Raw genomic sequence first — 25,478 nt, forward strand, 5'->3', positions numbered from 1 at the left:
ACGCGGAAACCGCCCGCCCCGCGTGCCGTCCCCGGCCCGTTTGGCCGTAGGGTGAGATCGAGAAGACCGCAACCCCTTCCGGAGCGAGCAGCGTGTCCCGTCAGGTCCACTTCTTCGACCAGCCCGAGCGGTTCGTGGCCGGCACCGTCGGCCAGCCCGGTGCCCGCGCGTTCTACCTGCAGGCTTCCTCGCGCGGCCGGATCACCAGCGTCCTGCTGGAGAAGGCCCAGGTCGCGGCGCTCGCCGAGCGCATCGAGGAGGTCCTCGACGAGGCGCTGCGGCGCAGCGGCGGCGAGGCCCCGATCCCGGCCGTCGCCCCCGTCGAGCTGCTCGACACCGCCCCGCTCGACCTGCCGCTGGAGCAGGAGTTCCGGGTCGGCACGATGGCCCTGGCCTGGGACGCCCGGGACGACTGCCTGGTGGTCGAGGCGCAGGCGTACGTCGAGGAGTCCGAGGACGAGGACGAGAGCGAGACCGAGGTCTTCGACGACGAGAACGGCCCCGACCTGCTGCGGGTCCGGCTCAGCGGCGCGATGGCCCGGGTGTTCGCCAAGCGCGCCCTGGACCTGGTCGCGGCCGGTCGCAAGCCCTGCCCGTTCTGCAACCTCCCGCTCGACCCGGAGGGCCACCTGTGCCCGCGCGCGAACGGCTACCGGCGCTGAACGAGGACCGGGAGCCCGCCGAGCGGCCCGGACCCGCGGAACGGCCCGAGCCCGCGGAACGGCCCGCCGGGGCGGAGCCGCACGCCGGGCCGGAGACCGAACCGCACGCCGATCCCGAGCCCGAGCCCGAGCCCGAGGTCGAGGCCCCCGCCACCGACCCGGCCACCAGCGCCGCGCTGGCCGCCGACACCGCCGCCGCGCTCACCCTGCTGCGCGAGGGCGCGCTCGCCGTGCACGGCCGGGTCACCGACGCCTCCAACGCCGTCCTGTACTGCACGGTCACCCTGGACGGCCTGACCGCGCCCTGCGTGTACAAGCCGGTCGCGGGGGAGCGCCCGCTGTGGGACTTCCCCGACGGCACCCTGGCCGGCCGGGAGACCGCCGCGTACGAGGTCTCCGCCGCCACCGGCTGGCGGCTGGTCCCGCCCACCGTGCTGCGCGGGGGCCCGGCCGGGCCGGGCATGGTGCAGCTCTGGATCGAACCCGACCCGGAGGCGGCCGAGCTGCTCGACCTCCAGCCGCTGGACGACCCGCGCGCGGGCTGGCTGCCCATCGTCCGGGCCCAGCTCGACGGCGGCCGCCTGGCCTGGCTGGTGCACCGCGACGACGAACGCCTGCGCCGCCTCGCCGTGCTGGACGCCGTCCTCAACAACGCCGACCGCAAGGGCGGCCACTGGCTGCCCGCCGCCGACGGCCGGATCTACGGCATCGACCACGGCGTCACCTTCCACACCGACCCGAAGCTGCGCACCCTGCTCTGGGGCTGGGCCGAGGAGCCGCTCACCGCCGAGGCGCTCGACGTCCTGGGCCGGCTCGCCGCCGACCTGGACGGGCCGCTGGGGGAGCGGCTGCGCCCGCACCTGACGTCCGGTGAACTCGACGCGCTGAGGGCCCGGACGGCCGCGCTGCGGTCCGCCGGACGCCATCCGCTGCCGTCGGCGGAGTGGCCTTCTATTCCCTGGCCGCCGGTCTGATACCGATCCGAAACCGAGGAAGAACGGATTCCGGCCGATCGCGTCCGTAGGTTGGTCTTTCAAATGATCGCAAGGTTAGAGTCGGTCCCATGCATGCCTGGCCCGCCTCCGAGGTTCCCGCCCTGCCCGGTCAGGGGCTTCCCCTGCGCATTTACGACACCGCCACGAGCAGTGTCCGAGAGGTCGTGCCCACCGGCCCGACCGCCCGGCTCTACGTCTGCGGCATCACCCCCTACGACGCGACCCACCTGGGCCACGCAGCCACCTACAACGCCTTCGACCTGGTCCAGCGGGTCTGGAAGGACGCCGGCCACGACGTCCTCTACGTCCAGAACGTCACCGACGTCGACGACCCGCTGCTGGAGCGGGCCGAGGCCACCGGCCAGGACTGGACCGAACTCGCCGAGCGCGAGACCGCGCTGTTCCGCGAGGACATGACCGCGCTGCGGATGCTCCCGCCCGCGCACTACGTCGGCGCCGTCGAGTCCATCCCGTGGATCGTCCCGCTGGTGCAGCGCCTGCTCGCCTCCGGCGCGGCCTACGAGGTCGACGGCGACGTCTACTTCTCGGTCGACTCCGACCCGCGCTTCGGCGAGGTCTCCGGCCTGACCCGCGAGCAGATGCTCCCGGTCTTCGCCGAGCGCGGCGGGGACCCGGAGCGGCCCGGCAAGAAGAACCCGCTGGACGCCCTGCTCTGGCTCGCCGCCCGCCCGGGCGAACCCGCCTGGGACACCGAACTCGGCCGGGGCCGCCCCGGCTGGCACATCGAGTGCGTGGCGATCGCGCTGCAGTTCCTCGGCATGGACTTCGACATCCAGGGCGGCGGCAGCGACCTCTCCTTCCCGCACCACGAGATGGGCGCCGCGCACGCCCAGGTCGCCCTCGCCGAGCACCCCTACGCCCGCGCGTACGTGCACGCCGGCATGGTCGGCCTGGACGGCCACAAGATGTCCAAGTCCCGCGGCAACCTGGTCTTCGTCTCGGCGCTGCGCCGCGACGGCGTCGACCCGGCCGCGATCCGGCTGGCCCTGCTCGCCCACCACTACCGCAGCGACTGGGAGTGGACGGCCGCCGACCTGGACACCGCCCTCACCCGCCTCGCCACCTGGCGCGCCGCGGTCTCCCGCCCGGACGGCCCCCCCGCGACCGCCCTGCTCGCCGAGGTCCGCGAGGCCCTGGCGAACGACCTGGACACCCCGGCCGCACTCGCCGCCGTCGACCGCTGGGCCGCCACGGCCCGGGCCAGGGGCGGCGAGGACACCGGCGCCCCGGGCCTGACCTCCCGCACCGTCGACGCCCTGCTGGGCGTGGCCCTGTAGCACCCCGCCCGACCCCCGCGCCCCCGCCGGGGGCGCGGGGAACCGCGCGAGCGACCAGGCGCCCGCACAGCACGATCGGCCCCGGGAGGGCACCACCCTCCCGGGGCCGATCCACGCTGCGGGCCCGCCTACTCCTCGTCCTCGTCCTTCGGCCGCTCCGTCGCGTGCCCCGTGATCGGCTTCTCGCCCGTCGGCCCCTGGTTGTCGCGCCGCCGCAGGTAGCGCTCGAACTCCCGGGCGATCGCGTCGCCGGACGCCTCCGGCAGCTCCGCGGTGTCCTGCGCCTCCTCCAACTGCTGGACGTACTCGGCGACTTCGGAGTCCTCCGCGGCGAGCTGGTCGACCCCCAGCTGCCAGGCCCGGGCGTCCTCGGCGAGCTCGCCCGGCGGGATGCGCAGGTCGAGCAGGTCCTCGACCTTGTTGAGCAGGGCGAGGGTGGCCTTGGGGTTGGGCGGCTGGGAGACGTAGTGCGGGACGGCGGCCCAGAAGGTGACGGCCGGGACGCCGGCGTGCGCGCAGGCCTCCTGGAGGACGCCGACGATGCCCGTGGGGCCCTCGTAGCGGCTCTCCTCCAGGTCGAGCGAGCGGGCCAGCGTGGCGTCCGAGGTGACGCCGGAGACCGGCACGGGCCGGGTGTGCGGGGCGTCGCCCAGCAGCGCGCCCAGGATGACGACCAGTTCGACGCCCAGCTCGTGGGCGAAGCCGAGCAGTTCGTTGCAGTACGAGCGCCAGCGCATGCTGGGCTCGATGCCGCGGACGAGCACCAGGTCCCGCGGCTTGGGCTCGGTCACCCGGACCACCGAGAGCCTGGTGGTGGGCCAGGTGATCCGGCGGACCCCGCCGTCGAGCCAGATGGTGGGCCGGTTGACCTGGAAGTCGTAGTAGTCCTCGGCGTCGAGCGCGGCGAACACCTTGCCGCCCCAGGTCTCGTCGAGGTGCCCGAGTGCGGCGGAGGCCGCGTCGCCGGCGTCGTTCCAGCCCTCGAAGGCGCAGATCATCACCGGGTCGATCAACTCGGGAAGGTCTTCCAGCTCGATCACCCGGCGTTTCCCTCCGTCAGTGGCGGGGGCTCTGCCGCCCCCGTGGTCCCTTACTGCCCAGCCTACGGGCATTGAATGCCGCCGTGGGCCGGGTGGCGGGTGCCAAGCGTAGTGGTGTCCGCCGACCGGCCCGACCGGTGCCCGCGGCGGCGCGTCCGTTCGCGGTTCGAACGGGGAACCAGCAGGCTGGGGCGGGGGAGTGCGACCCGTCGGAACCGCTCAGCACCGCGAGGAGAGAAGGACATGAAGGCAGCCGTCGTCCGGGACTTCACCGAGCCGCTGGAGATCGAGGAGCGCGAGGTGCCCGCCCCGGCACCGCACCAGGTGCTGGTGCGGATCGAGTGCTCCGGCCTGTGCCACACCGACATCCACGCCGCGCACGGCGACTGGCCGGTCAAGCCGTCCCCGCCGTTCGTGCCCGGCCACGAGGGCGTCGGCATCGTGGAGGCGGCCGGCCCGGAGGTCCGGCACGTCGAGGTCGGCGAGCGGGTGGCGATCCCGTGGCTGGCCGACGCCTGCGGCCGGTGCGACTACTGCGTGAGCGGCTGGGAGACGCTCTGCCCCGACCAGCACAACTCCGGCTACTCGGTGGACGGCGCCTACGCCCAGTACGCGCTGGCGCACGGCGACTACGTGGTCCCGGTGCCGGACGGGGTGGACCCGATGGACGCCGCCCCGCTGTCCTGCGCGGGCGTCACCACGTACAAGGCGGTGAAGCTCTCCGGCGCCCGCCCCGGCACCCGGGTGCTGGTCTCCGGGATCGGCGGCCTCGGGCACCTGGCGCTGCAGTACGCCCGGATCTTCGGCGCCGAGACGGTCGCCGTCGACATCACCGACGACAAGCTGAGGCTGGCGGAGCGACTCGGCGCCGACCACGTCCTCAACGCCCGCACCCAGGACGTCGCGCACGAGGTGCGGAAGCTCGGCGGCGCGGACGCGGCGATCTCGCTGGCCGTCTCCAACGCCTCGTTCCGGGCCGCCTACGACTCGCTGCGCCGCGGCGGCACCCTGGTCCTGGTCGCCCTGCCCGCCGAGGGCGAGCTGACCCTGCCGGTCTTCGACACGGTGCTGAACGGGACGAAGGTGATCGGCTCGATCGTCGGCACCCGGCAGGACCTGGCGGAGGTGTTCCGGCTGCACCAGTTGGGCAGGACGGAGGTGATCCGGGAGACCCGGAAGCTGGAGGACGTCAACTCCTGCTTCGCGGAGGTGCTCGCGGGCAAGGTCTCGGCCCGGCTGGTGTTCGACCTGCGCTGACCCGGCGACGGGCTCCGGCCCCGGGGAGGACGGACCCGATCGGGTCCGTCCTCTTCTGCAAATCCACGCAAGCCGCTTGCGTTTTCTGTCGTACACTCGGCACATGACACGACGACTTGCCGAGGTGGCGAAGAAGGTCGGGGTCAGCGAGGCGACCGTCAGCCGGGTGCTGAACGAGAAGCCCGGTGTCTCCGAAGCGACCAGGGCGGCCGTTCTCACCGCCCTCGACGTGCTCGGTTACGAGCGGCCCACCCAGCTGCGCGGGGAGCGGGCCCGGCTGATCGGGCTGGTCCTGCCGGAGTTGGGCAACCCGATCTTCCCGGCGTTCGCCGAGGCGGTGGGCGGCGCGCTGGCCGGCCAGGGGTTCACGCCGGTGCTGTGCACCCAGACCGCGGGCGGGGTCTCCGAGGCCGACTACGTCGACCTGCTGCTGGAGCAGCACGTCTCCGGCGTGGTGTTCTTCGGCGGCCTCTACGCCCAGGGCGACGCCCCGCACGACCACTACCAGCGGCTGGCCGAGCGCAGCCTGCCCACCGTGCTGCTGAACGCGGCGATCGACCACCTGGACTTCCCCCGGGTCTCCTGCGACGACGCGGTGGCGGTCGAGCAGGCCTTCGGCCACCTGCGCCAGTTGGGGCACACCAGGATCGGCCTGGTGCTCGGCCCGCTGGACCACATGCCCTCGCAGCGCAAGCTCGCCGCGGCCCGGGCCGTGGTGGCCAAGCTGGGCCTGGAGCTGCCGGAGCAGCACGTCGAGCGGGCGCTGTTCAGCCTGGAGGGCGGCCAGGCGGCCACCACCCGGCTGCTGCGCCAGGGCGTCACCGGCGTGGTCTGCGCGAGCGACCCGCTGGCCCTGGGCGCGGTCCGCGCGGTGCGCCGGGCCGGGCTCGCGGTGCCGGACGACGTGTCGGTGGTCGGGTACGACGACTCCTCGTTCATGATGTGCACCGACCCGCCGCTGACCACCGTCCGGCAGCCGATCGAGGCGATGGGCCGGGCCGTGGTGGACCTGCTGGTCGGCGAGATCGCCGGGGTCCGGGTCACCCACGACGAGCTGCTGTTCGAGCCCGAGCTGGTGGTGCGCGGCTCGACCGCGCCGGCCCGCGAGCGGAGCTGATCAGCGGCAGGTAGCGGGCCCCTGACGGGGCGTCACGACAGGACCGCCGAGCGGGCGGGCACTTCGGTGCCCGCCCGCTTTTCGTATGCGCACGCTTGGACCGATCCGTTGACATGCTCGTAGCGTCGCTGTAACTCTTGGCTGCCATCACGCAAAAGATGGACAGAAGATTGTCATCTTCTCGACCTTATGAAGGGACGTCATGAGATCGAAGCGCATAACCGCGCGGCTGACGGCGTCGTCGGCCACGCTGGGAATGCTTCTGCTCGCCGGGCCCCTGCTCCCGGCGGCACAGGCGGCGGGAGGGCCGAACCTGGCCCTCGGCAAGGCCGTCACCGCCTCCAGCACCAACGGCACGTTCGGCGCCGGCAACGTCAACGACGGCAGCCAGGACAGCTACTGGGAGTCCAACGGCCTCGCCTCCGCGCAGTGGGTCCAGGTCGACCTGGGCTCGGCGGCCTCCGTCGACACGGTGGTGCTCAAGGTCCCCGGCTCCTGGGGCGCCCGGACCGAGACGCTCAGCGTGCTCGGCTCCACCGACGGCAGCAACTTCTCCACCATCACCGCCTCGGCGAACTACACCTTCGACCCGGCCTCCGGCGACAAGGCGACGATCTCCTTCGGGGCCACCACCGCCCGGTACGTGCGGGTCAACATCACCGCCAACACCGGCTGGCAGTCCGCCCAGGTCTCCGAGCTCGAGGTCTACGGCGCCACCTCCGCCTCCGCGAACCTGCTGGCCGGCCGCACCTTCACCGCCAGCGGGTACTCGCAGACCTACGTGGCCGGCAACGTCGGCGACAGCAACCAGGCCACCTACTGGGAGAGCGCCAACAACGCCTTCCCGCAGTGGGTCCAGGGCGACCTCGGCTCGGCCGTCCCGGTCAACAAGCTGGTGCTCAAGCTGCCGGCCGGCTGGGAGAAGCGCACCGAGACGCTCAAGGTCCAGGGCTCCACCGACGGCAGCAACTTCACCGACCTGGTGGCCTCGGCCGGCTACGTGTTCGACCCGGCCGCCGGCAACGCGGTGACCGTCAACCTGTCGACCACCACCACCCGGTACCTGCGGCTGACCTTCACCGGCAACACCGCCTGGCCGGCCGGCCAGCTCTCCGAGTTCGAGGCGTACGGCCCGACCTCCGGCGACACCCAGGCCCCCAGCGCCCCGTCCAACCTGGCCTACACCTCGCCCGCCTCCGGCCAGATCAAGCTGACCTGGAACGCGGCCAGTGACAACACGGGCGTCACCGGCTACGACGTCTACGCCAACGGCGCGCTGCTCACCTCGGTGTCGGGCACCACCCTGACCTACACCGACAGCCGCCCGGACAGCGCCACGGTGTCGTACTACGTGAAGGCGAAGGACGCGGCGGGCAACCAGTCCGCGGCCTCCAACACCGTCACCCGCACCGGCCAGGGCGGCGACACCCAGGCCCCCAGCGCCCCGTCCAACCTGGCGTACACCTCGCCGGCCTCCGGCCAGGTCAAGCTGACCTGGGGCGCGGCCAGTGACAACACGGGCGTCACCGGCTACGACGTGTACGCCAACGGCGCGCTGCGCGGCAGCGTCAACGGCACCACCCTGACGTACACCGACAGCCAGCCGGACACCGCGACCGTCTCGTACTACGTGAAGGCGAAGGACGCGGCGGGCAACCAGTCCGCGGCCTCCAACACCGTGGTGCGCACCGGCACCGGCACCGGGACGGGCACCAACCTGGCGGCGGGCAAGCCGATCACGGCCTCCTCGTCCACCTTCACCTTCGTGGCGACCAACGCCAACGACAACGACACCTCCACCTACTGGGAGAGCGCGGCGGGCAGCTACCCGAGCACCCTCGCGGTGAAGCTGGGCGCGAACGCGACCACCAGCGCGGTCGTGGTCAAGCTCAACCCGGGCTCGGCGTGGGGCGCCCGCACCCAGACCATCGAGGTGGACGGCCGCGAGCAGAGCGCGAGCGGCTTCAGCACGCTGGTCGCGGCCAAGAGCTACAGCTTCGACCCGGCGAGCGGCAACACCGTCACCATCCCGGTGAGCGCGACCGTCGCCGACGTGCAGCTGAAGTTCACCACCAACTCCGGCTCCAGCGGCGCCCAGGCCGCCGAGTTCCAGGTGATCGGCGTCCCGGCCCCCAACCCGGACCTGACCGTCACCTCGGTGAGCAGCAACCCGGCCACCCCCGTGGAGACCGACACCCCGACCCTGTCGGCGGTGGTGAAGAACACCGGCACCAACGCCTCCGGCGCCACCTCGGTGAACTTCTACCTCGGCGCCACCAAGGTCGGCTCGGCCAACGTCGGCGCCCTCGCGGCCGGTGCCTCCACCACCGTCTCCGCGCAGATCCCGGCGCAGAACGCGGGCAGCTACCAGCTGACCGCGAAGGTCGACGAGGACAACAAGGTCATCGAGCAGGACGAGACCAACAACTCGTTCACCGCCGCGGGCCCGCTGACGGTCAACCAGGTCGCCTCCTCCGACCTGGTCGCCGCCCCCTCGACCTGGTCGCCCTCCAACCCGGCGAACGGCAGCGCGGTGAACTTCACCGTCGCGGTCAAGAACCAGGGCACGGTGGCCAGCGCCTCCGGCAGCCACGGCATCACGGTGACCGTCTCGGACGCCACCACCGGCACCGTGCTGAAGACCCTGACCGGCGCGTACAGCGGCACGCTCGCCCCCGGCGCCACCAGCAGCCCGGTCTCGCTGGGCAGTTGGACCGCCGCCAACGGCCGCTACACCGTCAAGACGGTGATCGCCAACGACGGCAACGAGCTGCCGGTCAAGCAGACCAACAACACCTCCACCCAGTCCCTGTACGTCGGCCGCGGCGCCAACCTGCCGTTCGACAACTACGAGGCCGAGGACGGCGTGCTGGCCGGCGGCGCCCAGGTGGTCGGCCCCAACCGCACCATCGGCGACGTGGCGGGCGAGGCGTCCGGCCGCAAGGCCGTCACGCTGAACACCACCGGCTCCTCGGTGGAGTTCACCACCAAGGCCGCGACCAACACCCTGGTCACCCGGTTCTCCATCCCGGACGCGGCCGGCGGTGACGGCACCAACGCCACCCTGAACGTCTACGTCGACGGCACCTTCCTCAAGGCGATCGACCTGACCTCCAAGTACGCCTGGCTGTACGGCTCCGAGACCGCCCCGGGCAACGGCCCGAGCGCCGGCAGCCCGCGGCACATCTACGACGAGGCCAACGTCCTGCTGGGCACCACCGTCCCGGCCGGTCACAAGATCAAGCTGCAGAAGGACTCGGCGAACACCTCGCAGTACGCGATCGACTTCGTCAGCCTGGAGCAGGCCACCCAGGTCGCCAACCCGGACCCGGCCAAGTACGTGGTCCCGACCGGCTTCGCGCAGGGCGACGTGCAGGCGGCCCTGGACAAGGTCCGGATGGACACCACCGGCACCCTGGTCGGCGTCTACCTCCCGGCCGGCGACTACCAGACCGCGAACAAGTTCCAGGTCTACGGCAAGCCGGTGAAGGTCGTCGGCGCGGGCCCGTGGTTCACCCGCTTCTACGCCCCGACCAGCCAGTCCAACACCGACGTCGGCTTCCGGGCCGAGGCCACCGCCAACGGCTCGACCTTCAGCGGGTTCGCCTACTTCGGCAACTACACCTCGCGGATCGACGGCCCCGGCAAGGTGTTCGACTTCGCCAACGTCGCGAACATCACGATCGACAACATCTGGACCGAGCACATGGTCTGCATGTACTGGGGTGCCAACACGGACTTCATGACGATCACCAACTCGCGGATCCGGGACACCTTCGCCGACGGCATCAACATGACCAACGGCTCGACCGACAACCTGGTCTCCAACAACGAGGCCCGGGCCACCGGTGACGACTCCTTCGCGCTGTTCTCCGCGATCGACGCGGGCGGCGCGGACGAGAAGAACAACGTGTTCCAGAACCTGACCTCGATCCTGACCTGGCGCGCGGCGGGCATCGCGGTGTACGGCGGCTACGCCAACACCTTCCGCAACATCTACATCGCGGACACCCTCTGCTACTCGGGCGTGACGATCTCCTCGCTGGACTTCGGCTACGCCATGAACGGCTTCGGCACGGACCCGACCAACCTGCAGAACATCTCGATCGTGCGGGCCGGCGGCCACTTCTGGGGCTCGCAGGTCTTCCCGGCGATCTGGGTGTTCTCCGCCTCCAAGGTGTTCCAGGGCATCCGGGTGAGCGACGTGGACATCGTCGACCCCACCTACAGCGGCATCATGTTCCAGACCAACTACGTGGGCGGTCAGCCGCAGAACCCGATCAAGGACACCGTCTTCACCAACGTCTCGATCACCGGGGCGCAGAAGAGCGGCGACGCCTTCGACGCCAAGTCCGGCTACGGCCTGTGGGCCAACGAGATGCCGGAGGCGGGCCAGGGCCCGGCGGTCGGTGACGTCACCTTCAACCACCTGACCCTGAGCAACAACTACAAGGACATCCAGAACACCACCTCGACGCTGCACATCACCGTCAACCCGTAGGACCCCCCTGCCCCGGGACGGGGCGCACACGGCCCCTGACAGCCGCCGTGCCCCGTCCCGGCGTGCTCGCAGCCCGGCTGCGCACCGGCGGCCCGTGACGCCCCCCTGTGGGGCCGTTGCGGGCCGCTGACGCGTTCCTGGAGTCGCTATGTCACGGTCCGCGCAAGCGAAAGTCACGTTTTTGCGAAATACCGTCGACATCTTGTGGCAACCTGGCGGCGACTGCTTAAGTAGTCGGCACATCCCCACCGCAAACCAACGGGCTTCCATGGCGCCTGCCGTCTGCTGCGCGCTGCCCTCCTGTGCTCGAAAGGGACCACCCCCCATGAACCGTGACCGGCTCCTCCGCAGATCCGTCGCCCTGGTCGCCGCGGCCGGCCTGGCGCTCACCGCCGCGGCCTGCTCGTCCAGCTCGGGCTCCTCGGACAGCGGCAGCAAGGGAGGCAACGCGGACGCCGCGGCGCCGCTCGACCCGAACACCAAGGTCACCATCTCGATCGACTGCGAGCCCCCGGTCACCAAGGCCGCCGAGCGCAAGCAGTGGGAAGACGACATCAAGACGTTCAACCAGCAGTACCCGAACGTCACCGTCAACTCGAAGGACGCCACGCCCTGCGAGGAGCCGCCGGCCTTCACCGCCCAGCTCAAGGGCAAGACCCAGACCGACGTCTACTACAGCTACTTCACCGACCTGAACCAGATCCTGGACGCCGACGGCGCCGAGGACATCAGCGCCTACGTCAACGACAAGAGCGTCCCGGCGCTCAAGGACATCGACCCGTCGGTGATGGCCACCCTCAAGTCGGACGGCAAGCTGTACGGCCTGCCCACCTCGAACTACAAGATGGGCCTGCTCTACAACCGCAAGCTCTTCACCCAGGCCGGCCTGGACCCGGACAAGCCGCCGACGACCTGGGAAGAGGTCCGCGCGGCCGCCAAGAAGATCGCCGCGCTCGGCAACGGCGTCAACGGCTACGGCGACTACAGCGCCACCAACCAGGGCGGCTGGCACTTCACCGCCGAGCTCTACGGCCTCGGCGGCTCGATGACCACCGAGGACGGCAAGAAGGCCGCCTTCAACACCCCCGAGGGCAAGCAGGTCCTGCAGAACCTGTACGACATGCGCTGGACCGACAACTCGATGGGCGCCACCCAGGGCCTCAAGTGGCCCGACCTGATGACCCAGATGTCCTCCGACAAGCTCGGCATGTACATCGGCGCCCCGGACGACATCACGTACATGGTCCAGACCCTCAAGGGCAAGTACGAGGACTACGGCATGGGCCCGATGATCGGCGGCAAGGGCGCCCTGCTCGGCGGCAACGACTACATCTTCAAGAAGGGGTCCACCCCGGACCAGATCAAGGCCGGCATCGCCTGGATCAACTTCAAGTACCTGACCATCGGCAAGGGCCAGTTCCAGTACTCCCGGAACAAGGCCGACGGCCTGCCGGTCGGCCTGCCGCAGCCCGCCTTCTTCACCGGCGCCAGCCTGGAGGCCGACAACAAGGCCAAGGCCGCCGACGCCACCGTCCCGGTCGCCAACTACGCGCCGTTCATCAACACCGCGGTCCCCGGCAAGACCGAGCCCGCCAACGCCCAGCAGATCTACAAGGTCCTGGACAACGCCGTCTCCGGTGTCCTGACCGACAAGAACGCCAGCGTCGACAAGCTCCTCTCCGACGCCGAGACCCAGGTCAACCAGGTCCTGGCGAGCCTCCAGTAACACCCCGACCGGGGCCGGCCGCACAGGCCGGCCCCGGCCCCGATTCCCCCCTCGGAGACACCCATGCGGCAAACACTGCGCCGAAACATCACCGCGCACGGTTTCCTGCTCGGCGCGCTGCTCTGCTTCGCCCTCTTCTCGTGGTACCCGATGATCCGCGAGATCGTGATGAGCTTCCAGCGCACCAAGCGCGGCCACACCCGCTGGGTCGGCCTGGACAACCTGCACCTGCTGACCCAGGACCCGGCGTTCTGGCAGGCCTGGCGCAACACCCTGCTGTTCACCGTGCTCGCCCTCGTGCTGGGCTTCGCGGTCCCCTTCGCGGTCGCCATCGTCCTGAACGAACTACGGCACGCCAAGGGCTACCTGCGAGTGCTGGTGTACCTGCCGGTGATGATGCCGCCGGTGGCCTCCGTGCTGCTGTTCAAGTACTTCTACGACCCCGGCTACGGCCTCTTCAACAGCATCCTGCACTTCCTGCACCTGCCGACCTCGGCCTGGCTCAACTCCGCCGACACCGCGATGATCTCGGTCGTCATCGCGGCGACCTGGATGAACATGGGCGGCGCCACCCTGATCTACCTGGCCGCGCTGCAGACCATCCCCGGCGAGCTGTACGAGGCCGCCGAACTCGACGGCGCCGGCCTCTTCCGCCGGATCTGGCACGTCACCATCCCGCAGACCAGGCTGATCCTCTCGCTGCTCCTGCTGCTCCAGATCGTCGCCACCATGCAGGTCTTCGTCGAGCCCTACCTGCTCACCGGCGGCAACGGCCCGCAGGGCTCCACCACCACCGTGGTCAACCTGATCTACCAGTACGCGTTCAACTTCAACAACTACGGCGCCGCCTCGGCGCTCGGCCTGGTCCTGCTGCTCGTCCTCGCCGCCTTCTCCGCGGTGTACGTGCGGCTGTCCCGGGACAACGACTAGGAGGCCGCCGTGCGCACCCTGATATCCGACACCCAGCTCAACCGCCGCGGCGGGAAGATCGCCTACTGGACCGTCCTGACCGTCGTCGTGGTCGGCTTCACCCTGGTCTTCCTCGGCCCGCTCTACTGGCTGGTCACCGGCGGACTCAAGACCACCCAGGAAGTCATCCAGAACCCGCCGACGCTCTTCCCCACGTCCCTCCACTTCGACACGTACGGTGAAGCGTGGTCGAAGATGCGGATGGGCCGGCTGCTGTTCAACACGCTCTACTACGCGTTCGGCGCGCTCGCCTTCCAGCTGGTCTTCGACGTCGCCGCCGCCTACGCGCTCTCCAAGCTGCGCCCGGTGCTCGGCAACGTCATCCTCGGCATGATGCTGGCCACCCTGATGATCCCCTCCGCGGTGCTCATCGTCCCGCAGTACCTGACCGTGCTCGACCTGCCGCTGCTGCACGTCAACCTGGTCAACACCCCCTGGGCGATCTGGCTGCCCACCGTCGCCAACGCCTTCAACATCTTCCTGCTGAAGCGCTTCTTCGACTCCATCCCGAACGAGCTGCTGGCCGCCGCCTCGGTCGACGGCGCGGGCCCGATCCGCACCCTGTGGTCGATCGTCCTGCCGATGTCCCGGCCGATCCTCGGCGTGGTCTCCATCTTCGCCGTGGTCAACGTCTGGAAGGACTTCCTCTGGCCGCTGCTGGTGCAGACCGACCCGAAGAACCAGACCCTCAACATCGGCATCACCTCGCTCTCCACCGGCGTCCCGCAGAACGTGATCATCGCCGCGCTGGCCATCGCCTCCGCGCCGACCGTCGTGTTCTTCCTGATCTTCCAGCGCAACATCATGTCCGGCCTCACCGCCGGCTCCGTCAAGGGCTGACGCTCCGTCACCTCCCGAAAGGACAACCCGCCGTGGCACATCAGCCCGCGACCCCCGAGTGGTGGCGCGACGCCGCGATCTACCAGGTCTACCCCCGCTCCTTCGCCGACGGCAACGGCGACGGCGTCGGCGACCTCGCCGGGGTCCGCGCCCGCCTGCCCTACCTGGCCGAACTGGGCGTCGGCGCGATCTGGTTCAACCCCTGGTACCCCTCCCCGATGGCCGACGGCGGCTACGACGTCGCCGACTACCGCGGCGTCGAACCGGTCTTCGGCACCCTGGAGGAGGCCGAACTGCTCATCGACGAGGCCCAGCAGCTCGGCCTGCGCACCATCGTCGACATCGTCCCCAACCACGTCTCCGACCAGCACCCCTGGTTCCGGGCCGCCCTCGCCGCCGCCCCCGGCAGCCCCGAGCGCGACCTGTTCCACTTCCGCGAGGGCCGCGGCGAGGACGGCGAACTCCCGCCCAACGACTGGAAGTCCGAGTTCGGCGGCTGCCCCTGGACCCGGCTGCCCGACGGCCAGTGGTACCTGCACCTGTTCGCCGCCGCCCAGCCCGACCTCAACTGGGACCACCCCGCCGTCCGCGAGGAGCACCTGGAGATCCTCCGGTTCTGGTTCGACCGCGGCGCCGCCGGCGTCCGGATCGACTCGGCCGGCCTGCTCACCAAGGACCCCGACCTCGCCGACGTCGAACCCGGCCGCCCGCACCCCTACGTCGACCGCGACGACCTGCACGACATCTACCGCAGCTGGCGCGCCGTCGCCGACTCCTACAGCCCGCCACGCGTCCTGATCGGCGAGATCTGGGTCCCCGACGCCGAGCGTTTCGCCCGCTACCTGCGCCCGGACGAAATGCACACCGCGTTCAACTTCGACTTCCTGGCCCGCCCCTGGGACGCCGCCGCGCTGCGCGAGTCCATCGACACCACCCTCGCCGCGCACGCCCCCGTCGGCGCCCCCGCGACCTGGGTGCTCGCCAACCACGACATCACCCGCACCGTCACCCGCTACGGCCGCGAGGACACCCGCTTCCAGTTCGCCACCAAGTCCTTCGGCACCCCCACCGACCTCGACCTCGGCCGCCGCCGCGCCCGCGCCGCCGCCCTGCTCAGCATGGCGCTGCCCGGCGCGCTCTACCTCTACCAGGGCGAGGAACTCGGCCTGCCCGAGGTCGAGGACCTCCCGCTGGACACCCTCCAGGACCCGATGCACTTCCGCTCCGGCGGCACCGACCCCGGCCGCGACGGCTGCCGCGTCCCGATCCCCTGGAGCGGCACCCACCCGCCCTACGGCTTCACCCGCGACGGCAAGGACCCCTGGCTCCCGCAGCCCCTCGACTGGGCCCCGCTCACCGTCGAGGCCCAGCACGGCGACCCGTCCTCCATGCTCACCCTCTACCGCGAGGGCATCCGGCTGCGCCGCGAACTGCGCGGCGAGTTCGCCTGGGCCGAGGACGCCCCCGCAGGTGTCCTCTCCTTCCGCCGCGGCGACGTCCGCTGCCTGGTCAACCTCTCCACCTCGCCGCTCCCGCTCGACGGCGAGATCCTGCTGGCCTCCGGCGAACTGACCGACGGCCACCTCCCCACCGACACGGCGGTCTGGCTCAGGTAACACCTGGAGCAGGACGGCAGACGCGAAACCAGGGGCGCGAAAGCAGGGGCGCGGGGAACTGCGCGGCCGAGCGAGCACGCACAGCCGGATCGCGACGCAGGACGAGCACTTGCCCTGCCCCGCGACCTCGCTGACGTGCGACTCCCGCCGCGCGCAGTTCCCCGCGCCCCTGCTTTCCGCGCTCGCTTTCCGCGCTCGCGCAGCTAGTTGCACCAGCCGTCCCGGTACGCCTCCCAGTGGTCCGGCGTGGCCGCGAAGTCCACGTACAGGGCGAGGCCGAAGTTCCGCCGGCCGTTCGGGCCGAGGGCCAGTCGTACGCCGCGGACCGCCGCGCGGACGGTCTCCGCGGCGCCGCGGTGGGTGGGCGTGTCGGCCCAGTAGGCCGGCAGGCCCATGAGCAGGTCGACGCCCGGCGGGGTGTGGGCCAGGGCCAGCGAGGTCTGCCGGGCGACGTAGCCGCCGTACAGCGACTCGACCGGCATCGAAGTGTCGTACGACATCACCGCGACCTGGTCGACCCTCCCGGCCGCCGCCGCGAAGTACGCCGCGGACCAGTACTTGCCGTGCCCGCTGAGCGCGAAGGCGACCCGCCCCAGCCCCGGGACGGGATCGATCTGCGGGGCCGCGATGGACAGCGGCACCGACCGGGCGGCGGTGAGCGCGTGCACCTGGTCGAGCAGGGCGAGGAACCCGGCCGAGCCCGAGTGCACGGGCTCCAGGTCGAAGTGGACGCCGTCGAAGCCCAGGTCGAGGACCTGCCGCGCGGCGCCGGTGATCCGGTCCCGGACGTCGGGGCGGTCCAGGTGCAGCCCCTCCTTCTCGGGCGCCACCACGTCGCCCAGCCAGGACTGGACCCGCACCCCCGGCATCGCCGCGTGCGCCCGGGCCAGGAAGTCCGCCGCGCCGGGCGCCAGCGCCGGGTCGAGCGAGCCGTCGTGCGCCAGCGGCCCGGTGTGCACGTACAGGTCGTGGATGCCGGTGCTGCGCACCTTCGCGGCCAGCGCGGTCAGCTCCTCGGGCGTGCGCCGCCCGTCGACCCAGGCGTGGCCGAGCCAGATCGCGTCCTTGCCGCGGGTGCGGGCGTCCGCGGCCGGGTCGCCGGCGTACTCCCAGCGCAGCGCGGCGGCCCCGCCGAGCACCGGCAGCAGGAGCAGGGCGAGGACGGTGCCGAGCGCGGTGAGGACGCGGCGCGGCCGGCTCCACCGGGTGCGCCCGCGCCAGCGGCGGCGCGCCCGGGCCGGCAGTGTCCGCCATTCGGACGCACGCGGGGTGCGCGCGGCGCGCTTCCACCGGCTCTGTTCCCCCGAAGCGGGCATGATCGTGCTCCCTTCCGGTGGACAAGGACGCCCAGGATTCGAAACGGGTTCCGTCCGGCCGGGGTGGGACCGATACCCTGGCGGGGTGCGTCCCCGGTCCAGCGGGAGCGCATAGCCGACAGCCGTCGCACTCAGGGAGCAGCCACATGGCCACCGTTGTACCCACGTCCGCCCAGCAGGACCGCGCCGACGCCCTGCGCGAGGCACTCGCCACCCGGGTGGTGGTGGCCGACGGTGCGATGGGCACCATGCTCCAGGCGCAGGAGCCGACGATGGAGGACTTCCAGCAGCTGGAGGGCTGCAACGAGGTCCTGAACGTCACCCGTCCCGACATCGTGCGCTCGGTGCACGAGGCGTACTTCGCGGTCGGCGTGGACTGCGTGGAGACCAACACCTTCGGCGCCAACCACTGGGCGCTGAGCGAGTACGACATCCCCGAGCGGATCTTCGAGCTGTCCGAGGCCGGTGCCCGGATCGCCCGGGAGGTGGCCGACGCCTTCACCGCGAAGGACGGCCGCACCCGCTGGGTGCTCGGCTCGATGGGCCCGGGCACCAAGCTGCCGACCCTCGGCCACACCACCTTCGAGGTGGTCCGCGAGGGCTTCCGGCAGAACGCGGCGGGCCTGATCGCGGGCGGCGCGGACGCGCTGCTGATCGAGACCAGCCAGGACCTGCTGCAGACCAAGGCGTCGGTGCTGGGCTGCCAGGCCGCCCTGGCGGAGGCCGGGGTGAACCTGCCGATCCTCGCCCAGGTCACCGTCGAGACCACCGGCACCATGCTGCTGGGCTCGGAGATCGGCGCGGCGCTGACCGCGCTGGAGCCGCTGGGCATCGACTTCATCGGGATGAACTGCGCCACCGGCCCGGCCGAGATGAGCGAGCACCTGCGCTACCTGGCGAAGAACGCCAAGGTCGGCCTCTCCTGCATGCCGAACGCCGGCCTGCCGGTGCTCACCAAGGACGGCGCGCACTACCCGCTCAGCCCCGAGGAGCTGGCCGACGCGCACGAGGGCTTCGTCCGCGACTACGGCCTGGCCCTGGTCGGCGGCTGCTGCGGCACCACCCCCGAGCACCTGCGCCAGGTGGTCGAGCGGGTCCAGGGCCTGCCGATCACCGCCCGCGACCCGCACCCCGAGGCGGCCGCCGCCTCGCTGTACCAGGCGGTGCCGTTCCGGCAGGACACCTCCTACCTGGCGATCGGCGAGCGCACCAACGCCAACGGCTCGAAGAAGTTCCGCGAGGCGATGCTCGCCGCGGACTGGCAGACCTGCGTGGAGATCGCCCGCGAGCAGATCCGCGAGGGCGCCCACCTGCTCGACCTGTGCGTGGACTACGTCGGCCGCGACGGCGTCGCCGACATGCGCGAGATCGCCGGCCGGCTGGCCACCGCCTCCACCCTGCCGATCGTGCTGGACTCCACCGAGCCGCCGGTGCTCAAGGCCGGCCTGGAGATGCTCGGCGGCCGGGCCGTCCTCAACTCGGTCAACTACGAGGACGGCGACGGCCCCGACACCCGGTTCGGCCGGATCGCCGCGCTGGCCCGCGAGCACGGCGCCGGCCTGATCGCGCTGACCATCGACGAGCAGGGCCAGGCCCGCACCGCCGAGACCAAGGTCGCCATCGCCGAGCGGCTGATCGAGCAGCTGGGCCGCGAGTACGGCATCGACGAGTCCTCGATCCTGGTCGACTGCCTGGCCTTCACCCTGGCCACCGGCCAGGAGGAGTCCCGGCGCGACGGCATCGAGACCATCGAGGCGATCCGCGAGCTCAAGCGCCGCCACCCGGACGTGCAGACCACCCTGGGCCTGTCGAACATCTCCTTCGGCCTCAACCCGGCCGCCCGCCAGGTGGTCAACTCGGTCTTCCTGCACGAGTGCGTGGAGGCCGGCCTGGACTCGGCGATCGTGCACGCCGCCAAGATCCTGCCGATGAACCGCATCCCGGAGGAGCGCCGGCAGGCCGCCCTGGACCTGGTCTACGACCGCCGCGCCGAGGGCTACGACCCGCTGCAGAAGCTGCTCCAGCTGTTCGAGGGCGTCTCCGCCGCCTCCAGCGCCGCGTCCAAGGCCGAGGAGCTGGCCGCCCTCCCGCTGGAGGAGCGCCTCCAGCGCCGGATCATCGACGGCGAGCGCAACGGCCTGGAGGCCGACCTGGACGCCGCGCTGGCCGAGCGCCCGGCGCTGGAGATCATCAACGACACGCTGCTGTCCGGCATGAAGGTGGTCGGCGAGCTGTTCGGCTCCGGCGAGATGCAGCTGCCGTTCGTGCTCCAGTCCGCCGAGGTGATGAAGGCCGCCGTCGCGCACCTCGAACCGCACATGGAGAAGTCCGACAGCGAGGGCAAGGGCACCATCGTGCTGGCCACCGTCAAGGGCGACGTGCACGACATCGGCAAGAACCTGGTCGACATCATCCTGTCCAACAACGGCTACAACGTGGTCAACCTGGGCATCAAGCAGCCGGTGTCGGCGATCGTCGAGGCCGCCCAGGAGCACAAGGCCGACGTGATCGGCATGTCCGGCCTGCTGGTCAAGTCCACGGTGATCATGAAGGAGAACCTGGAGGAGCTCAACCAGCGCGCGCTGGCCGCCGACTTCCCGGTGATCCTCGGCGGCGCCGCCCTCACCCGCGCCTACGTCGAGCAGGACCTGCACGAGATCTACGACGGCGAGGTCCGCTACGCCCGGGACGCCTTCGAGGGCCTGCGGCTGATGGACGCCCTGATCGGCATCAAGCGCGGCGTGCCCGGCGCGACCCTGCCCGAGCTGCGCAAGCGCCGGCACGCCCGGGTCGAGGTGGAGGAGCCGGAGGAGGCCGACCTCGGCCAGATCCGCTCCGACGTGGCCGTCGACAACCCGATCCCCGTCCCGCCGTTCTGGGGCGACCGGATCATCAAGGGCATCCCGTTCCAGGACTACGCCTCCTGGCTGGACGAGGACGCCCTGTTCAAGGGGCAGTGGGGCCTCAAGGGCGGCCGCAGCGGAGGCCCGTCCTACGAGGAGCTGGTGGAGACCGAGGGCCGCCCGCGGCTGCGCGGCTGGCTGGACCGGCTACAGACCGAGGGCTGGCTGGAGCCCGCCGTGGTCTACGGCTACTTCCCGGCCAACTCCAAGGGCGACGACCTGGTCCTGTACCGCGAGGACGGCTCCGAGCTGACCAGGTTCACCTTCCCCCGCCAGCGCCGCGGCCGCCGGCTCTGCCTGGCCGACTTCTTCCGCCCCGAGGAGTCCGGCGAGCGCGACGTGGTCGGCCTCCAGGTGGTCACCATGGGCAACCGGATCTCCGAGGCCGCCAACGAGCTGTTCGCCGACAACTCCTACCGCGACTACCTCGAACTGCACGGCCTGTCCGTCCAGTTGGCGGAGGCGCTGGCCGAGTTCTGGCACGCCCGGGTCCGCTACGAGCTGGGCTTCGGCGACGAGGACCCGCAGGACGTGCGCGACATGTTCGCGCTCAAGTACCGCGGCGCCCGCTTCTCGCTCGGCTACGGCGCCTGCCCCGAGCTGGAGGACCGGGCCAAGATCGCCGAGCTGCTGCGCCCCGAGCGGGTCGGCGTGATCCTCTCCGAGGAGTACCAGCTGCACCCCGAGCAGTCCACCGACGCCATCGTGCTCCACCACCCCGAGGCCAAGTACTTCAACGCGCGCTAGACCTTCAACCGGAGATCATCCGTTCGCCCCGCCGCCGCCCGGTGCAATCCGACCGGGCGGGCGTATTCTTGATGATCCTGAACGGGCCGGTCCGCAGACCAGCGGGCCGGCCCGCGCCATCCCCGGACGCGCCGCAACCGCACCGCGCCGGGCCACCCACCAGGAAGGACGGCGCGCATGACGACGGTCTCGACCCCGGTCCGCATCGGCGGAGACGGCGAGGACGGCGGCCTGCACGCCGTCCTGCTCGACATGGACGGCACCCTGGTCGACACCGAGGACTTCTGGTGGCAGGCCGAGGTCGACCTGTTCGCCGAACTCGGCCACCGCCTCACCGCCGAGGACCGCACCCACGTGGTCGGCGGACCGATGACCCGGGTGATCGACTACCTGATCACCCGCACCGGGGTCACCCTCAGCCCCGCCGAACTGACCGTCCTGATCAACCAGCGCTTCGTCGACCTGCTGGCCGGCGGCGTCCCGCTGATGCCCGGCGCCGAGCGGCTGCTCAACACCCTGGCCGCGCACGGCGTCCCGGCCGCCCTGGTGTCCGCCTCGCACCGGCACATCATCGACATCGTGCTGCGCAGCCTGGGGGCCCGGCACTTCGCCTTCACCGTGGCCGGCGACGAGGTCGCCCGCACCAAGCCGCACCCCGACCCCTACCTGGCCGCCGCCGCCCGGTTCGGCGCCCACCCGGCCCGCTGCGTGGTGGTCGAGGACACCCCCACCGGCGTCGCCGCCGCCGAGGCGGCCGGCTGCCCGGTCATCGCGATCCCCTCGATCGCCCCGATCGAGCCCGCCCCCGGCCGCCTGGTGCTGCCCTCGCTGGAGCACGTCGACCTCGACCTGCTGCGCACCCTGGCCGGCGCCCGGGTACGAGGCGGGGTGTGAGGTTCGTCTCCCTCACCCCCTTTGTCGGTTTCGTTCCGCGTTCGGTGGTACGCGGACCGTGTCCGGCCGCGCGGGCGAAAACGGGCATTGGCTGACAACTCGTCGGCTGAGCGGACAAGGCCCTGCGAACCGCGCGCCCGCGCCCGCCGTACGCCCGGTGACCCTCCGGGACCGATGTGGCACGCTAAGGCCGCACCAGTCCCCGCGCCGCCCCACCCGAAAAACCGGGTACCGGGCGCGCACGCGGGCCGTACCAGACCCGCCACCGCCGCCACACCCAGGCGCCGGACGGCGGGCCACCGGCGACAGCCGGCCGCACGCAGTGAGGAAGACCACCCCGCATGACGACGCCCAACCGCCTGGCCGTGCTCAGCTGCGCCGCCCTCGTCGCCACCACGGCGGCGGGCTGCGCCTCCGTCGAGAAGGTCGCCGGCGGCGGTGGCAACGAGACGATCACCATGGGCACCACCAGCGTGACCAGCGTGCTGGACCCGGCCGGCGCGTACGACGCGGGCTCCTGGCTGATCCTCAACAACACCTTCCAGTCGCTGCTGAGCTTCCCCTCCGGCGCGACCGAGCCGCAGCCCGACGCCGCCGAGTCCTGCCAGTTCACCAGCGCCGACGCGCTCACCTACACCTGCAAGCTGCGCAGCGGCCTGAAGTTCTCCAACGGGCACCCGCTGACCGCCCAGGACGTCAAGTTCTCGATCGACCGGGTCAAGAAGATCGACGACCCGTCCGGCCCCGCCTCGCTGCTGTCCACCATCGCCTCGGTGGAGACCTCCGGCGACCGCGACATCACCTTCCACCTGGACAGCCCCGACGCGGTGCTCCCGGCCAAGCTGGCCTCCGCGGCCGGCTCGATCGTCGACCACCAGGTCTTCCCGGCCGACAAGCTGCTCGGCAACGGCTCCCTGGTCGGCTCCGGCCCGTACAAGATCGACTCGGTCGAGATGAACGGCAAGGCCCCCAGCAAGGTCCTGCTCAGCGCCAACTCCGGCTACCAGGGCACCGCCAAGCTCCAGAACAGCAAGTTCGCGGTGCGCTACTTCGACAAGCCCGAGGAGCTGAAGTCCGCCCTCGACAGCGGCGCGGTCGACCTCACCGACAACAGCCTCGACCCCAGTGCGGCCGCCCAGATCAAGAGCGACGACCTGGCCGGCACCGGCAAGCTCCGGGTCGCCGAGGGCGCCTCCGGCGAGACCCGCTACCTGGTCTTCAACACCAAGGACGAGACCGGCGGCAACCAGGCCGTCCGGCAGGCCGCCGCCCAGCTGGTCGACCGCAAGGCGATCTCCCACGACGTCTACGCGGGCACCGTGCAGCCGCTCTACTCGATCGTCCCGGCGGGCGTGGCCGGCCACACCACCGCGTTCTTCGACAAGTACGGCGAGCCCGACCCGGCCAAGGCCAAGCGCATCCTCACCAACGCGCACGTCGCCACCCCGGTCAAGCTCACCCTGACCTGGTCCCGGGCCCGGGCCGGCGCCGCCGAGCTGGAGTCCGTCAAGCAGCAGCTGGAGAACGGCGGCCTGTTCCAGGTCACCGTCCAGCAGGAGCCCGACTGGACGGCCTTCCAGGCCGGCTGGAAGAACGGCGGCTACCAGGCGTACACCGTCGGCTGGACCCCCGACTACTCCGACGCCGACGACTACATCAGCCCGCTGGTGGTCGGCGGCGGCGCCTTCCACAACGGCTGGGACAACCCGCAGATCAGCGGCAAGCTGGTGCCGGACTCGATCAAGCTCACCGACCGCTCCGGCGGCGGCGCCTACGACCAGATCCAGAAGATCCTGGCCGACGCCGTCCCGATGGTCCCGCTGTTCCAGAACAAGTCCTTCTACGTGTACCAGCCCGCCATCACCGGCGTGGACTCCACCGTGGACAGCAGCGGCGTGTTCCGGTTCTGGGAGATCGGCCGCACCGCGAAGTAACGGTCCGCCCGCACGCCGAACGGCCCGCCACCCCCTCGGGGGCGGCGGGCCGTTCGGCGCTCCCGCCCGCGGCTACAGCGAGCCCGGGCGCACCAGGCCGCTCTCGTACGCGTACACCGCCGCCTGCACCCGGTCGCGCAGCTGGAGCTTGGTCAGCACGTGGCCCACGTGCGTCTTCACCGTGGTCTCCGAGACGAACAGCTCGGCGGCGATCTCCGCGTTCGACAGCCCGCGCGCCACCAGCCGCAGCACCTCCACCTCGCGCTCGGTCAGCACCGTCAGCGCCTGCGGCGGCGCCTCGTCGCCCGAGGGCAGCTTGGTGGCGTACATGTCCAGCAGCCGGCGGGTCACCGACGGGGCCAGCATCGCCGCGCCGTCCGCCACCACCCGGATCGCCTGCACCAGCTCCTCGGCCGGCACGTCCTTGAGCAGGAAACCGCTGGCCCCCGCCCGCAGCGCCTCCACCACGTACTCGTCCAGGTCGAAGGTGGTCAGCACCAGCACCTTCGCCGGGCCGTCCCGGTCCGGGCCGGCGATCCGCCGGGTCGCCTCCACGCCGTCCATCCGCGGCATCCGGATGTCCATCAGCACCACGTCCGGCTGCAGGGCGCGGACCTGGTCCAGCGCCTGCTGCCCGTCGCCCGCCTCGCCGACCACCACCAGGTCGGACTCCGCCTCCAGGATCATCCGGAAACCGGTACGCAGCAGCGGCTGGTCGTCCACCAGCAGCACACGGATCGTCACCTACGACTCCTTGCCAGGAATGGTCACAGTTACCGGCAGCGGGTACGGCGGGGGAGTGCCGCCGAACTCCGGGCAGGACGCCTTGTGGTCGCACCAGTCGCACAGCCGGTTGCGCGTCGCCGGGAAGTCGCCGGTGGCCACCGCCGCCGAGATCGCCTCCCACAGCGCCTCCAGCTTGCGCTCCACCGCGAGCAGGTCGGCCTCGTCCGGGTCGTACGTCACCACGTCCCCGCCGCCGCCCAGGTACACCAGCTGCAGGCGCTTGGGGACCACGCCCCGCCACCGCCACACCACCAGCGCGTAGAACTTCATCTGGAACATCGCCCTGCCCTCGAAGTCCCGCGAGGGCGCCCGGCCGGTCTTGTAGTCCACCAGCCGCACCTCGCCGGAGGGCGCGACGTCCACCCGGTCGATGTACCCGCGCAGCAGCAGGCCGGAGGCCAGCGCGGTCTCCACGTACAGCTCCCGCTCCACCGGGTGCAGCCGGGTCGGGTCCTCCAGCCGGAACCAGCGGCGCACCAGCTTCTCGGCGTCCGCCAGCCAGTCGGCCAACTCCTCCGGCGCGCCCGGGAACAGTTCCGCCAGCTCCGGCCGTTCCCCCAGCAACCGCTCCCACTGCGGGCCCAGCAGCCCGAGCGCCCGCTCCGGCGTGCGCTCGGCCGGCGGGTGGTCGAACAGCCGCTCCAGCACCGCGTGCACCAGCGTCCCCCGGGTGGCGGCGGCGCTCGGCGGCTCCGGCAGCCGGTCGATCACCCGCAGCCGGTACAGCAGCGGGCAGGTCATGAAGTCACCCGCCCGGGACGGCGACAGCCCGGTCGGCCGGGCGGCCGGACGCGGGGCGGGCGAGGGGTCGGTCTGCTGCATGCCACGACCCTATTGCACCGAACCGACAGCACGGGCGGACGGGCCGCGCACGGGT

At 71.5% G+C, this 25,478-nt stretch carries 17 protein-coding genes; 13 read left to right on the top strand and 4 right to left on the bottom strand.

The window, feature by feature from the left end; translation table 11 throughout:
- Positions 1 to 92: 92 nt before the first annotated feature.
- The 3 genes from ACIP60_RS03545 to mshC all read left to right on the top strand — a co-directional run bounded on the left by ACIP60_RS03545 (position 93) and on the right by mshC (position 2,955).
- Positions 93 to 662 (top strand): DUF3090 domain-containing protein, encoded by a 570-nt coding sequence (locus tag ACIP60_RS03545; protein ID WP_400679556.1) that lies wholly within the window; start codon positions 93 to 95, stop codon positions 660 to 662.
- 176 nt (positions 663 to 838) lie between these two features.
- Positions 839 to 1,636 carry an SCO1664 family protein gene (locus tag ACIP60_RS03550; protein ID WP_400679926.1) on the top strand — a complete coding sequence of 266 codons (798 nt, stop codon included), beginning with the start codon at positions 839 to 841 and terminating at the stop codon, positions 1,634 to 1,636.
- Between the two features lie 89 nt (positions 1,637 to 1,725).
- On the top strand, positions 1,726 to 2,955 hold the full coding sequence (gene mshC / locus ACIP60_RS03555) for a cysteine--1-D-myo-inosityl 2-amino-2-deoxy-alpha-D-glucopyranoside ligase (protein ID WP_400679559.1): 1,230 nt from the start codon (positions 1,726 to 1,728) through the stop codon (positions 2,953 to 2,955).
- Between the two features lie 128 nt (positions 2,956 to 3,083).
- Here mshC and ACIP60_RS03560 read toward each other — a convergent pair whose 3' ends face one another.
- A complete protein-coding gene (locus ACIP60_RS03560) occupies positions 3,084 to 3,995 on the bottom strand; it encodes a PAC2 family protein (protein WP_100839323.1) in 912 nt (303 codons plus the stop codon).
- Positions 3,996 to 4,238: 243 nt separating this feature from the next.
- On the opposite strand from ACIP60_RS03560, the gene adhP reads away from it, so the two are divergent.
- The 7 genes from adhP to ACIP60_RS03595 all read left to right on the top strand — a co-directional run bounded on the left by adhP (position 4,239) and on the right by ACIP60_RS03595 (position 16,021).
- Entirely contained in the window at positions 4,239 to 5,252 is a 1,014-nt protein-coding gene (adhP, locus tag ACIP60_RS03565; protein ID WP_400679563.1) for an alcohol dehydrogenase AdhP, read from the top strand.
- Between the two features lie 103 nt (positions 5,253 to 5,355).
- Positions 5,356 to 6,369, top strand: a complete 1,014-nt coding sequence (locus ACIP60_RS03570; protein WP_100839321.1) for a LacI family DNA-binding transcriptional regulator — start codon at positions 5,356 to 5,358, stop codon at positions 6,367 to 6,369.
- Between the two features lie 202 nt (positions 6,370 to 6,571).
- Complete coding sequence (locus ACIP60_RS03575) at positions 6,572 to 10,870, top strand: discoidin domain-containing protein (protein ID WP_400679567.1); 4,299 nt, start codon at positions 6,572 to 6,574, stop codon at positions 10,868 to 10,870.
- A gap of 325 nt (positions 10,871 to 11,195) precedes the next feature.
- Positions 11,196 to 12,596, top strand: a complete 1,401-nt coding sequence (locus ACIP60_RS03580; RefSeq protein WP_400679570.1) for an extracellular solute-binding protein — start codon at positions 11,196 to 11,198, stop codon at positions 12,594 to 12,596.
- 63 nt (positions 12,597 to 12,659) lie between these two features.
- Positions 12,660 to 13,526 (top strand): carbohydrate ABC transporter permease, encoded by an 867-nt coding sequence (locus tag ACIP60_RS03585; protein ID WP_100839318.1) that lies wholly within the window; start codon positions 12,660 to 12,662, stop codon positions 13,524 to 13,526.
- Between the two features lie 9 nt (positions 13,527 to 13,535).
- On the top strand, positions 13,536 to 14,405 hold the full coding sequence (locus ACIP60_RS03590; RefSeq protein WP_282203573.1) for a carbohydrate ABC transporter permease: 870 nt from the start codon (positions 13,536 to 13,538) through the stop codon (positions 14,403 to 14,405).
- A 32-nt stretch (positions 14,406 to 14,437) separates the two neighbouring features.
- Complete coding sequence (locus tag ACIP60_RS03595; protein WP_400679574.1) at positions 14,438 to 16,021, top strand: glycoside hydrolase family 13 protein; 1,584 nt, start codon at positions 14,438 to 14,440, stop codon at positions 16,019 to 16,021.
- Between the two features lie 203 nt (positions 16,022 to 16,224).
- On the opposite strand, the gene ACIP60_RS03600 is transcribed toward ACIP60_RS03595, so the two are convergent.
- Positions 16,225 to 17,337, bottom strand: coding sequence for a hypothetical protein (locus ACIP60_RS03600; RefSeq protein ID WP_400679576.1), 1,113 nt, complete (start codon positions 17,335 to 17,337; stop codon positions 16,225 to 16,227).
- A 146-nt stretch (positions 17,338 to 17,483) separates the two neighbouring features.
- Here ACIP60_RS03600 and metH point away from each other — a divergent pair, with 146 nt between their 5' ends.
- The 3 genes from metH to ACIP60_RS03615 all read left to right on the top strand — a co-directional run bounded on the left by metH (position 17,484) and on the right by ACIP60_RS03615 (position 23,815).
- Positions 17,484 to 20,987, top strand: coding sequence for a methionine synthase (gene metH, locus ACIP60_RS03605; protein ID WP_400679578.1), 3,504 nt, complete (start codon positions 17,484 to 17,486; stop codon positions 20,985 to 20,987).
- Positions 20,988 to 21,164: 177 nt separating this feature from the next.
- On the top strand, positions 21,165 to 21,881 hold the full coding sequence (locus ACIP60_RS03610; protein WP_400679580.1) for an HAD family hydrolase: 717 nt from the start codon (positions 21,165 to 21,167) through the stop codon (positions 21,879 to 21,881).
- Between the two features lie 341 nt (positions 21,882 to 22,222).
- Positions 22,223 to 23,815, top strand: a complete 1,593-nt coding sequence (locus ACIP60_RS03615) for an ABC transporter substrate-binding protein (protein ID WP_400679583.1) — start codon at positions 22,223 to 22,225, stop codon at positions 23,813 to 23,815.
- Positions 23,816 to 23,887: 72 nt separating this feature from the next.
- On the opposite strand, the gene ACIP60_RS03620 is transcribed toward ACIP60_RS03615, so the two are convergent.
- Both ACIP60_RS03620 and ACIP60_RS03625 read right to left on the bottom strand, forming a co-directional pair.
- Positions 23,888 to 24,559, bottom strand: a complete 672-nt coding sequence (locus ACIP60_RS03620; protein WP_100839311.1) for a response regulator transcription factor — start codon at positions 24,557 to 24,559, stop codon at positions 23,888 to 23,890.
- Positions 24,560 to 25,423 carry a RecB family exonuclease gene (locus ACIP60_RS03625; protein ID WP_400679587.1) on the bottom strand — a complete coding sequence of 288 codons (864 nt, stop codon included), beginning with the start codon at positions 25,421 to 25,423 and terminating at the stop codon, positions 24,560 to 24,562.
- Positions 25,424 to 25,478: the final 55 nt, after the last annotated feature.

The organism is Kitasatospora sp. NPDC088783 (assembly GCF_044750705.1).
In the GTDB taxonomy this organism is placed as follows: Bacteria; Actinomycetota; Actinomycetes; order Streptomycetales; family Streptomycetaceae; genus Kitasatospora; species Kitasatospora fiedleri.